11 protein-coding genes are annotated in these 11,323 nt (G+C 51.7%); 2 read left to right on the top strand and 9 right to left on the bottom strand.

Annotated elements, in window-relative coordinates; translation table 11 throughout:
* The 5 genes from B2067_RS00305 to B2067_RS00325 all read right to left on the bottom strand — a co-directional run.
* Positions 1-3,054 (bottom strand): helicase-related protein (locus B2067_RS00305; RefSeq protein ID WP_301387125.1); only part of this gene is annotated, 3,054 nt, incomplete at its 3' end.
* Positions 3,055-3,077: 23 nt separating this feature from the next.
* Positions 3,078-3,995 carry a restriction endonuclease gene (locus tag B2067_RS00310; protein ID WP_301387126.1) on the bottom strand — a complete coding sequence of 306 codons (918 nt, stop codon included), beginning with the start codon at positions 3,993-3,995 and terminating at the stop codon, positions 3,078-3,080.
* A 60-nt stretch (positions 3,996-4,055) separates the two neighbouring features.
* Positions 4,056-4,589, bottom strand: a complete 534-nt coding sequence (locus tag B2067_RS00315; RefSeq protein WP_301387127.1) for an ankyrin repeat domain-containing protein — start codon at positions 4,587-4,589, stop codon at positions 4,056-4,058.
* A 21-nt stretch (positions 4,590-4,610) separates the two neighbouring features.
* Positions 4,611-5,750: a DUF4268 domain-containing protein gene (locus tag B2067_RS00320; protein WP_301387128.1), complete on the bottom strand. Its 1,140-nt coding sequence runs from the start codon at positions 5,748-5,750 to the stop codon at positions 4,611-4,613.
* 250 nt (positions 5,751-6,000) lie between these two features.
* Complete coding sequence (locus tag B2067_RS00325) at positions 6,001-6,846, bottom strand: helix-turn-helix transcriptional regulator (RefSeq protein ID WP_301387129.1); 846 nt, start codon at positions 6,844-6,846, stop codon at positions 6,001-6,003.
* Between the two features lie 259 nt (positions 6,847-7,105).
* Here B2067_RS00325 and B2067_RS00330 point away from each other — a divergent pair, with 259 nt between their 5' ends.
* The gene (locus B2067_RS00330; RefSeq protein WP_301387130.1) at positions 7,106-7,270 is read left to right on the top strand and encodes a hypothetical protein; all 165 of its coding nucleotides are present in this window, start codon (positions 7,106-7,108) and stop codon (positions 7,268-7,270) included.
* Positions 7,271-7,280: 10 nt separating this feature from the next.
* Here B2067_RS00330 and B2067_RS00335 read toward each other — a convergent pair whose 3' ends face one another.
* The 3 genes from B2067_RS00335 to B2067_RS00345 form a co-directional block, all read right to left on the bottom strand.
* A complete protein-coding gene (locus tag B2067_RS00335; RefSeq protein WP_301387131.1) occupies positions 7,281-7,901 on the bottom strand; it encodes a Fic/DOC family protein in 621 nt (206 codons plus the stop codon).
* A 198-nt stretch (positions 7,902-8,099) separates the two neighbouring features.
* Entirely contained in the window at positions 8,100-8,495 is a 396-nt protein-coding gene (locus B2067_RS00340) for a hypothetical protein (RefSeq protein ID WP_301387132.1), read from the bottom strand.
* A 569-nt stretch (positions 8,496-9,064) separates the two neighbouring features.
* Positions 9,065-10,027 (bottom strand): helix-turn-helix transcriptional regulator, encoded by a 963-nt coding sequence (locus tag B2067_RS00345; protein WP_301387133.1) that lies wholly within the window; start codon positions 10,025-10,027, stop codon positions 9,065-9,067.
* A gap of 101 nt (positions 10,028-10,128) precedes the next feature.
* Between B2067_RS00345 and B2067_RS00350 the strand changes: the two genes are divergently transcribed.
* On the top strand, positions 10,129-10,410 hold the full coding sequence (locus B2067_RS00350) for an antibiotic biosynthesis monooxygenase family protein (protein WP_301377295.1): 282 nt from the start codon (positions 10,129-10,131) through the stop codon (positions 10,408-10,410).
* Between the two features lie 101 nt (positions 10,411-10,511).
* On the opposite strand, the gene B2067_RS00355 is transcribed toward B2067_RS00350, so the two are convergent.
* The gene (locus tag B2067_RS00355) at positions 10,512-11,162 is read right to left on the bottom strand and encodes an alpha/beta fold hydrolase (RefSeq protein WP_301387134.1); all 651 of its coding nucleotides are present in this window, start codon (positions 11,160-11,162) and stop codon (positions 10,512-10,514) included.
* Positions 11,163-11,323: the final 161 nt, after the last annotated feature.

Below are 11,323 nucleotides of genomic sequence, written 5' to 3' on the forward strand. Positions count from 1 at the left end.
GGCGGGTTGATCCGGCGTTTTGTGCTTAAAGGCTTCGCGCTTGAGCAGATCGAGTATTTTTTTACTTTGGGTAAAGTTCAGCTCAACCGCGGTACTGCCTTCCGCATCACCGGTCACGTAGACCAGGAAGTACGGTGCCAGTGGGTAGTTGTCATCGACCTGAACGGCATCTTTACCGCTGCGGATATTTTTCAGGCAGAAGATGACGCCGGGTTTCATGCCTTCGGCGGCCAGACTTTCGTCAATACTGGCGGCGGCATACAGCCCCAAGGGTGCTTGCTCCAGCATTGCTAGACGGGCTTTGTCGTTCATATAGCCCGACAAATCCATGCGGAAGTCATTCAGAGTGAGGTCGGTAATTGATACACCGCCACTCATATCCTCCAGATCGACGACCGCGTCTTTGAGTTGCTGTAGCTGTCTGCGCCGGTATTCCAGGTCATTCATGTCTTTGGCGCTTTCATCAATGACGTTTTCTTCACCGGTCGCGGATATATCCAATAACACCATGCGCCCGGAGACACGCGCTTCCAGGTTGATGTATTCATCCAGTTCCATGTTGGGCCAGAAGTTGATGAGCTGGATTTGCGTATTTTTACTGCCAAGACGGTCGATACGGCCAAAACGCTGAATGATGCGTACCGGATTCCAGTGAATGTCGTAGTTGATGAGGGTATCGCAATCCTGCAGGTTCTGACCCTCACTGATGCAGTCAGTGGCAATCAGTAAATCCAGTTCGGTCGTAGCTGTTGGGTCTACTTTGCTGCGCTCTTTGGACATCGGCGAGAAGGCGGTCAGAATGTTATTGAGGTCAGAACCTAAGCCCGTCATGGTGGTTTTATTGGTACCGCCGCCCGTCACCAAAGCACTGTGAATGCCCAGTTCGGAGTGCGCCCATTGTGCCAGATGGGCATACAGGTATTGGGCGGTGTCGGCGAACGCGGTAAAGACGATCACCTTTTTATTACCTGGGTTAAGTGGGTTGGCCACCTTGCTGGCAATAGTCTGTTTAAGTTGCTCCAGTTTTGCATCACGGCCTGCATTCACACTTTGCGCCGTTTCTGCAATGTGGTTTAAAAACTCGCGGTCGGCTTCCAGTTCCTGGCGGAAGCGGATGAGATCCATATCCTGCAGTAACACTTTGGTTTTGTTGCCCACCATGTAACTTTCCAGTTCGGTGGACTCCAGCTCAACGTCGTGAATATCCTCGATATTCAGCTCGGTCAGTTCTTCTGATTCGTGGGCATCAATTTTGGCCAGCAGTCGGTCGACCTGCTGTGCCAGTTTGCTAGCGGTTAGCGTGAACGAGTGAATTGAGCTTTCCATACGCTTAAGCAAATTGACGCGCATGAGATGAATCAGGCTTTCTTCACGGTCAACCTGTTTGAATACCCCTTTGCCTGCGCCTACGGCTTTATCGTAACGACGAGCGTACTCGGCTTTTTTGGCTTCTCGCACGAATTTCAGCGGAGAATAACCCGCCAGGGACAGCCGCCGGATGGTTCTGTTAACGTCTTTTAAGGGCGGAAACTCGCCGGATGCATCGATGTCGGCATAGATGTTTTTCGGTGGCAAACGAGTTGGGAAGCGGCCGATATCTTCGGTGCCGTAGTACTTTTCTATGTGTTTGCGGGAACGGGCAATGGTAACGATATCGAGCAGCTTGAAGTAGTCAAAGCTCATAATGTCGAGCAAGGCTGCGGTGGTACGCTTTTCGACCGGCTCACTGACCCACTGATTAAATTGCTTCTGCGCCAGGCGCAGAGTGGATTCAATATTTTTGATACCCTGTTCGGCAAAGGCATCATCCCGACCTTCGGTAATGAAGGCGACCTGATTTTTCAGATCGTTCATGCGATTGTTGACCGGCGTTGCCGACAACATCAGCACCTTGGTTTTCACTCCTGAGCGGATAATGTCGTTCATCAGGCGCTCATAGCGGCTTTTACCTTCCGCCTTGCTCGGTGTGTTACGGAAGTTGTGGGATTCGTCGATGACCACCAGGTCGTAATTTGCCCAGTTCAGTGTCTCCAGATTGATTTCGCCGGAGTAACCTTTCGGTCGGGTCAGATCGGTATGGTTCAGTACGTCGTAATTAAAGCGGTCAGCGGCGAGCAGGTTGCGCTTGTCGTTGACCGTGTACATGGTCCAGTTGTCACGAAGCTTTTTCGGGCATAGAACAAGCACCCGATCGTTACGCAGTTCGTAGTATTTGATGACAGCCAGGGCTTCAAAGGTTTTACCCAAACCCACACTGTCGGCAATGATGCAGCCGTTGTGCTTTTCGAGCTTGTCTATTGCACCCAGCACACCATCTTTCTGGAATTTGTAGAGTTTGTTCCAGACCAGGGTATCTTTAAAGCCGGTTTTACTGCGAATGATGTTGTCTTCGTCGATGTCTTCGAGGAAGTCTTTGAACAAATGAAATAGCGTGAGGAAATAGATAAAGCTGGCCGGTTGATCGGCGGCGATGGTATCCAATCTGGCGATCAGGTCATTCTTAATATCACGAAGACTCTGTGCATCAGCCCAGACATTATCAAACCACGTCAGAAGCTGCCGGGTGCTCTCTGGATCAGACAAGCCCATGTTCATGTGCAGGGAGTCGGAGCGCACGTCGCCGAGCCCGGTTGGGCTGAGCGTGGCACTGCCGCTGATGGCAAAACTTTGCTCGGGCGAGCCTGTTTGTTCGGGTACGCCTTTTTGTTCAGGTACACCCAGGTGAATAATGTTCTGCCCCGGCTGAGGCCGCACACTGGCTTTCACTTCAGCCTTGTTTGCCAGCCATTGTGAGAACTCGCTGGCGATGCGTTTTTGTTGCAGCTGATTTAGTAGGCGAACGTCTGAATCAGAACCCACCAGGTTCTGCAGATTGAGCGAATCCCATTCACTGAAGATGATCCTTGCTGACTCCAGCTGCTTCAGCTCGTGCTTCAGCGAGGCAAAACCGTATAGGGTAAACAGGCTCGACAGAACAGAGAGCCTGGAGCCAGAAAAGGTGCGTTTTTTCAGTTCGATACCAACGTGGCCGCTGGTTTTGTTATCCAGTAACACTACTCTTCCTTTATTCGAAGCGCTCAATCGTCTGTGAAATAGTCTGTATCGAGCGATTTTACCTGATAGGTCTCTTTGACGGTAACGCCGAGGTCGTAGCGGATCATCAGCTCTGCCAGTTGTACGCCGTCGATCAGTACTACTCTTTTCTCAATCATATTGACGTAGTCAATGGCATCACGGCTGAAGCGGCTGGTAGTGATGAATACACCCTTTCTGGCGCGTTTCATTTCTAAGGCACCGACAAACGCCTGTACATCCGGGCGGCCGACGCTGTTGTCGGTGTAGCGTTTGGCTTGCAGGTAGATGGTATCGAGGCCGAGCGGGTCTTCGTTGATGATGCCGTCGACGCCGCCGTCGTTGGTGTATTGAGTGGCCTGCCCTGCTTTCTCGCTCCAACCGCCGTAGCCCATGGCGAGCATCAGCTCAACGACGAGTTTTTCGAAGAATTCGGGGGTCTGGCGTTTTACTTGTGCGATCAGGTCATCGGCCAGACTGGCCTGCAGTTCCTGATGGGCTTGTTCGAGACGTTCTGTGGGGTCGAGGGCTTCTGATACTTCTACGGTTTGAGTTTCAGTCGCCTCTGTGGAGCGGTTATCAATGGCTCTGAATTCTTCGAAGGCTTCGAATTGTTTGAGGTAGCTGGCGTCGATCTTTTCAGGGCTCTCTACCAGTGCTTGCCTGCCGATTGCCGTGAGGTGGCTGATTCCGCGTTGCGGGCTTTCAATCAGGCCTGCTTTGCGCAGATACGTTGTCGCCCAGGCAACACGGTTGTACATCAGCGGGCTGCGCTTGCTGGGCGTCTTGCGGCGACGTTCTTCGTCGGTGAGCTGGTATTGATCGCTGAGCAGGTCGACCAGATTGCGCAGCGACATATCGCCGTGAGTATCGAGAGTGACCAGCACCGGGCGCATCAGGGTTTGGTAATCGGGGATTGGCATTCCGTGTCCTCTTCTATGTCGAGGTATGGTATCAGACTTAAACAGCCAGAAGCTTCATCCTTACACTTTTTGAGTTTCATCTGATACACCAGCTCCGTACTTCAACAACACTCTCAAGAATTCAGGCTTAAATACCTCTGCTATTTCCGCACAGCGGTCGAGAAAATCTAACCACGCTTCTTCATTCGCAGCATCCTGCTCGGTCGGCTTCAACGGCAGCTTTAGATTGAAAGCATCGTATAGGTAGTCGAACGAGGCCCGCTCATAAAGCGATTCCCCATCTAAATCGAAATTCGGGTCAGCACCGTTGTGCAGCAGAATTTCCATGATTTCAGGGTCTTTATTCAGGATTGCCTGAAACAGCACGCCGCAATTCTCCTCGCCTTTGAAGTCAGGGTCTGCGCCATGCTCAATGAGTAGTTTGACTATCGCGACCCGATTCTTTGCGTTATCGGAAGCTATAGCTTCGATCAGCGGTGTGTCGCCGCAAGAGTTTATGGCGATTACGTCTCCACCACGGTCAATGCAGACTTTCACTTTTTCGATATCACCCGCGTATGCGGCGTCGAACAATTCCAAAGTCTTATCGTTCATGTAATCACCCCAGCGGATAATTTACAGTTGGTGGTGAGCCAGCCCCTCATCGAGAATAGGGTACAGCACCTTGTGAAACTTCTGTGTGCGTTCAACCATCTGTTCAATGATTTTTTCATGGGTTGATTCGTCCTTCAGGTCGATATCCCAACGAAGTGCAACACGACAGGCTTTTCGCTCGGCCTCCGGCTCCCAGGAAACTTTGTAGCCGGAGAGCGCTGTTTCAATATCGTTTTTGTGGCTTTGTAACCAGTCGAACATTTTCGCAGTAGCGCCTGCTTTGTTCATCCGGATTCGCACTTCGACACGGGCATCTTTATCATTAAGGCCCATATTCATGGACAAGCCGCCACGAATATTTTTGCCGTTAAAGTACGAGCGATCACTGATGGTTTCGACCGAGAACAAGCTTACGTTACGCTCATTCAGGCGTTGCTGAATTTCTGACCAGAGCTGGACATGAAGCGCGGCTCGCTGTGACGCGTTGCGAGTTCGCTGCTGTTCGGTTTTCAGGCGTACCAGCTCGTTGGACAGGTCTGCGCTTGGCAAGATTCTGTCGATGTTGATCAGCTGAGTCTTGTTGGCACCTTCACCTATCTCGTAGATGTCGAGTTTGATGAGGGTAATGTCGATATTTTTCTCGAGCACCCAAACCGCTGCGCTGATGGCTTCTGGTTTATAGCCGCCAGAAACGATGATAATGCGCTGATCGTGGTTATATCCCAGCTCACTGTCGTATTCCTGCTCTTCAGCGAGAAAGCTCTCAATATCGTCTCGAGCAGCCTGAAGGCTGTCGTCGCTATTGGGGAACTTTTTACTGTGAATCTTAATAATGTCCTGCTCTGAAAAGGTCGAGCAGAAGGCGGCGTATTTAATCGCTTGCCCGACGACATCTTTGCCGCTGTCGTCGCGCTTGTTTTCGATGACAACGAGATTGCCACGGGCATCCATCGCGAGCAGGTCCAGACGATCACGGGATTTATTAAACTCGTCGAATTCTTTACCCAACATAAGCAGGGGCTCACCGAGGCAGCCCGGTGTTTTATCAACCCATTCTTGAATATGATCTCGCTCTTTGTAGTCAAGCGCAGCGAAGGTCGCAGACTCCAGCTGCTCCAGCGGATTCTGCTCATTGTTGGTATCAATCGTATATATGGTCATGGTGAGCCTCTTATTCTGGTTCTATCGTATTTAATTGGCCTTCCGTGGCCTGCTTCCTTTCTACCTTCGCATCCTTACGCTCAATGGCCCGAAAATGTGTTTGAAGGTACTTCCCCTATATAAAGTACGTTCAACTGCGGTGGCATACTGCCTGCGTCCAATGCCCCTGCATTACACCGTCTTAATTTTTTCTGCTCAATCACTGTACGGAATCACATGTACGGTTTTTGGACACACTTTTGTTTTATGTTTATGGCAGATACGGCATCAGTGCCCGCTGGCATTCGGGCGTGAGCATAATCTGCTGAGCTTCACCGCGTTCGCGCGGGCGGTCGAGGCGCAGGTTCTGCAATGTGTAGATCAACAGAGCCCTGCGTACTTCGTAGCTGCGCTGGTATCCGCCGGTGCTGGTTTGTTCCATGCCGTAGTCGAGCGCGACGAGCTTTTGCTGCGCTTCGGTTAAGCGCATGTCGGGCTCGATGGTGACGGTGAGCAGGTGATTCCAGCCTTCGTCGTCACTGGCGTCGGCTGCGGCTTTACCTTCCGTGCCGTAGACTGCCTGAATACGTGAAAGCACGAAGTCACGGAAGTCCTGATTCTTTTCACACCAGGCGCGGACGTGCCAGCGTGCGCCGTCGTTGACCAGTTTGTGCGGGCTGATGATGCGGTCACCGTCATCAGGAGAGGTAAACGAGGCGTAGCTGATGTCTAGACGCTCCTGATTTCCTATTGCTTTAAGAATCGGCCGGACGATGGTTGGGTCTGGTCGGCGTTGCAGCATTTGCATGGGATATGCCGGAAATTCTGACACACCCGGGTATCTGAGCTGGGTATATTCTTCGAGCGTACCGGTGGAATACCGGGGTACGAATTGCTCTGTAGGCAGATAGCCGCGGCGTTTAGTGCAATACATCAGGTTTTCTGGGCAGGCATCGAGGTAACTCTGGATGATTGGACTGGCGGTGCCTCGGCTACAGCCAAACGCATCTTGCAGAGTATTCGTGGTTATTCGACCTTCCCAGAGGGCAACCTGCTCTATCAGGCGATATGCTTGCTGGTCGCGGTATGTGAGCGGGTTTTCTGTCACAGTGGGCATTCCATGTCCTCTTAGTAGTAGAGGCATGGTATCAGACTTGAGGGAATGGGTAAGGGGAGATTGGCGCTGTTGACCATAAATAGGAGGGAACGCCTTCGCCGTAGGTCGGGCTCCTACAGAGTTCGGTTCTGCGTATGTTTAGGAGCGCATCCTGTGCGCGAAAAGGGTGCGGGGAAAAACCGAGAGTGGCTGCTTCCCGACAGGACAATCGGCTATGTGGGATGCTATACTTTCAATACATTTTCGTGGAGGCCATCCTATGGTTCGCCGACGCAAGACGGAACAAGCTGAAATATCAAAGTCTCGCCTGTTGAGGTCTGTGGCCAGCTCAAGTGCGATCGAAACCGGTGAAGCAACGGCGGTGATAGAAAAACGCCTGAAAGAAGGTGCTCGCCAGTACAAAAACCTGACTCTGGCGCTTTAAATCGGACGGTTTATCCCAGCGCCTGATTTTCTAGCACATCCCCAACCAGCCTTGCGATGTGCCGATAATCGCCATCCCGGCCTGCCTGTATAGCTTTGAAGTAAAATTCTTTGTTCTCGTCCCACAATGTGTAATCAAGTGGTTGCAACCCGGCTTTAACGGCCATGACATCCATCAATAAACGCGATATGCGGCCATTACCCTCCCGAAAGGGGTGGATCAGTATGAATTCAACATGCATCTCAGCTAAGAAGAGAATGAGGTCTTCATCGTCAGTTTCTGGCAGATCTTCGAACTGACTAAGATAGGTTTCATCGTACCTTGTCGCCAGTTTCGATATCTGCAGTGGAGAAGCGAAGTGAATTTCAGGCTTGGACATATCGACCGAGCGGTGGCTTCCAGCCCATGGATATAGATTTCCCAACCACATTCGGTGCCACTGGCATATCACGTTCCAATTCAACTCTTGCGGAAAGTGCCCGAATACATATGCGTAGAGGTCCTGGAGCAGTTCTGTTTCTGCGACGTTAATCTCGTTAATGCCAGATATATGAGCTTTATTTGCCAGAACCTTGCCGTCGGAACTTGGTTCGTACTCCCCCTCACTTCCGATTACGTCGTAACGTCCCATCGTGTCAGCTTCCGTTTGATTGATGTTGGTAGAGGGTATCAAAGATTATTGTGAATAGCCTTGATACATCCCCCCATGAACGCCTTCGCCCGTGGGACGGGCTCCTACAGAGTTGGGTTCCGCGTACGTGTAGGAGCGCATCCCATGCGCGGAAGTTGCAATTGGCGCGTGTTTTCCGGAGATGCCAGGTAGTCTACGTCAGGCAATCCAGCGGTCGTACGCAAAATAGCAGCCCCAGAATGCCAATATGCCGAACATCCAGATCAGTACCAGGATAAGACTGATGTACAGAACTTTGGCGTAAGTAATGAGCCACGAGGGAACGTCTCGATATGCGTCGGTCAGGCCACGCACTCTCCCTGATGACGGCGAAGCCAGCAAACGAATAAACATTACGTTACGGATCAGATTTGAAGGAAAACCTGAAAATATGATGACCTCTGCCGAGCGGAAATATGGCGGGCAAAAATATTTTTCCAGAAAGGCCTTCGGCGTAGCTAGCAGGAAGCCGACCGATATCATTGTCCATATCCAGAATGCTGCAAACGAATACATCATAAGGAGGAAAGCTTGCTCCATCATCACCTGCGACATACTGCACCGACTCCTGCGCCCGAAACAAAATCTACCTTGGTCCCTATAAGATCAACTCAATGATATCCGCAACCCGTCGTTTGTATTCATTAAATCCAAAACCGGCATCGTAAAATTGGGCAAGTATGTATGAGAGTGTGTCGCCCGGTTCCACCCGGTATTCGAGGTATTTGATAGGTTCTTGTGTTGTGGACACGTACAAATCCTTTTGTTCGGGGGTTGGGGCGTGACTATACATTACCGAGGAATATTCGCGAATAGCCTCCGGCTGATTTGCTCCCACAATTAATACAGAACTGACTCGAGCAAATTTCGTGCATAGCCAGGCACGCTGACTGAGGCGCTCCTACTCGAAGAAAACCCCCAAGGCACAGGTCGGGGATATGATCCCCTCCTACAACTATGGGATTTGTGAAGAGCTCCCGGCTGATTCGCTCGCACTGTGAGATACACCGATCGCGCAAGCTTCGCGTTGCGCTCCTACAGAAGCGGATATCTGGCATGGGGTCGGGAAGACGCTTCCCTCCTACAACAGAAATAAGAGTGCAGCACCCGCTATGCCATCAGGTTTACAGGTTGCGATTCAGCGCTTCCTGCAGTCGTTTTCGGTAGGCGGCTTTGAGGTCTTCGGGTGCAGTAATGATGACGTTGGGTGCATAAGAGAGCATGTCTCTGAGTAATTCACGCTGGTCGTTGTACGGGAGGCTGAGGTGGTATTCGTCGCCTTTCCACTGGCCTTTAGCATCGGGGTGCCATTGTTGTTGGGCGACGAGGTGGGCGGCACCGGGCATAAAGATGAGCTCTGCGGTGTGCTGTTCGCCGCCAGAGAAGATGCCATAGCTGTTATGGAAGTGGTCGTTGAGTTCGCTCTGTTCAAACTCTTTTGCACTTTCGCTGGTTTGGTACGCACTGTTAATGCGGCTGAGCATAAAAGTGCGCAGTTGCTTGCGTTTGTGGCACCAGGCGTCGAGGTACCAGTGGTCTCGGTAGTAAACCAGCGTTTGTGGGCTGACGTTACGCTCACTCAGGCTTTGATCACTGGCGACGTAATGGATATGCAGTTGTTTTCGCGCGAACAGTGCGTCACTGACTTGTTGGTAGATGTTCTGGTTTACCGGACGGCGCGTGGCACTGAGGATGCGGATGCGTTGTGTCAGTTCGCTAAGGTCAACACCGCGCTCTTCTGTAAGCCGCGAGACCTGCTCATGGATGCGGTTCAGTTCGCCGCTGCCCTGCCCGGGGTTCAGGTCATTAAGTATGTTAAGGACGATGGCCAAGCCACGAAGTTCGGTCGCGGTAAGTTGCAGGCCCGGCAGTTCGAAGCTTTGCTCCGGTGTTTTACGATAGCGGTAGGTGCGGCTGTCGGTGTCGTATTCCAGCGGTGCGTTGTAGTCGCTTTTAAGTTGTTGCAATGCACTTTGTAGCTCGGCCGGGCCAACGCCGGTTTCTGCGGCGAGCATCATGGTGTTTAGGCCCGTTGTCTGTTCAGAGAACAGGCGGTGAAGTCGCTGAATCAGGTCGCTGTTGGCCATATTGGTTCTTTGTTCCGCTTTTTGGGTTTTCGTGGTTGCAATACACACCATCGGCCCATACCTTACTTGATATTGAGAAACATCAGAAGGAAGCCCCTGCAATGATTAAAGTGATTATCGAGCGTGAGATTGCCGCAGATATGGAAACGACATATGAAGCTGCGGTTAAGAACACCTTGCGTGCGATTCTCGAAGCGCCGGGTTATGTGTCAGGTGCCAGCTATAAAGATGTGAAGAAAGAGAACCGTCGGATGATTATCACTAACTGGACGAGTGTTGAAGCCTGGCAGGCATGGGCGAAGTCGCCAGAGCGTGCCAGTGTGATTGCGTCGATTCAGCCGATTCTGGAAACGCAGGAGAAGATCACAATTCTTACGGCGTGATGTGCAGAAGTATGGGGTTCGTTCGCGAATAGCCTTCGGCTGATTCGCTCCCACAACCAACACCGACCGGCTCACGCACAGGTCGGGGATGTGATCCCCGCCTACAGGCAGCGTTTTACAAAGTCGGCGACGTGCTTTGCGGTTGCTTGAAGGTGGGCATCATGGGTATAACCGGATGCCTTTCTTGGTTTCAGGTCGTGGTTTCCGTCTTCGAGCCAGACCAGTTCGAGTGTTTTGTCTAACCCGTAACCCGATACTTCTTCTTTTGTCCCCATCGCATCGCGTGTGCCCTGCGCAATGAGCGTCGGTGTTTTGAGTGCTAACAGGTGTTCTGTTCTCAGGTTGTCCGGTTTTCCTGGCGGGTGGAATGGATAACCCAATGCGACGCAGCCTTGCACCTGTGTAGGCACATCATTGCCGTTGGCAAGCATGCTGGCGATACGCCCACCCATGCTTTTACCACCAATGACGCATGGAGTATCCAGCTCTTCAACAAGTTCTGCGTAAGCATCAATAAGTTTTGGAGCGCGGTCTGGTGGTCGTTTCTTGCCATCTTGCGCGCGCTTAATCATGTATGGGAAGTTAAACCGCATCACGCGAATACCGTGCGCCGCGATCTTACCGGCCATGTCAGCCATGAATTCACTTGATAGATCCGCACCTGCGCCATGCGCCAGGATCAGTGTTGGCTGGCCCTCTTTCCCATCAACGACGAAGGAGTCGAGCATTTCCTGAGTCTGTTCACTGGCCATATGGTGCTCCTCTTCTACTCTTTGGCCTACACCTCAAGAGTTTCGTTATTTGTGGTTCTGGTTGCGCGTATTCTGGCTCTGGGACGTTCTGCGTCAAGGCTTGAGCTGGGTCAATACTCCTGTTTACGACAGTAATACCATGCAGGGGCTGCAATTGGGCT

This window comes from Thalassolituus sp. UBA2590 (genome assembly GCF_002339775.1).
Classification (GTDB): Bacteria; Pseudomonadota; Gammaproteobacteria; order Pseudomonadales; family Oceanobacteraceae; genus Thalassolituus.

Coding starts and splice junctions, on each gene's coding strand:
- B2067_RS00310 (WP_301387126.1), bottom strand. CDS start 3,995: ATGCCAATCCCCGATTACCAAACCCTGATGCGCCCGGTGCTGGTCACT.
- B2067_RS00315 (WP_301387127.1), bottom strand. CDS start 4,589: ATGAACGATAAGACTTTGGAATTGTTCGACGCCGCATACGCGGGTGAT.
- B2067_RS00320 (WP_301387128.1), bottom strand. CDS start 5,750: ATGACCATATATACGATTGATACCAACAATGAGCAGAATCCGCTGGAG.
- B2067_RS00325 (WP_301387129.1), bottom strand. CDS start 6,846: ATGCCCACTGTGACAGAAAACCCGCTCACATACCGCGACCAGCAAGCA.
- B2067_RS00330 (WP_301387130.1), top strand. CDS start 7,106: ATGGTTCGCCGACGCAAGACGGAACAAGCTGAAATATCAAAGTCTCGC.
- B2067_RS00335 (WP_301387131.1), bottom strand. CDS start 7,901: ATGGGACGTTACGACGTAATCGGAAGTGAGGGGGAGTACGAACCAAGT.
- B2067_RS00340 (WP_301387132.1), bottom strand. CDS start 8,495: ATGTCGCAGGTGATGATGGAGCAAGCTTTCCTCCTTATGATGTATTCG.
- B2067_RS00345 (WP_301387133.1), bottom strand. CDS start 10,027: ATGGCCAACAGCGACCTGATTCAGCGACTTCACCGCCTGTTCTCTGAA.
- B2067_RS00350 (WP_301377295.1), top strand. CDS start 10,129: ATGATTAAAGTGATTATCGAGCGTGAGATTGCCGCAGATATGGAAACG.
- B2067_RS00355 (WP_301387134.1), bottom strand. CDS start 11,162: ATGGCCAGTGAACAGACTCAGGAAATGCTCGACTCCTTCGTCGTTGAT.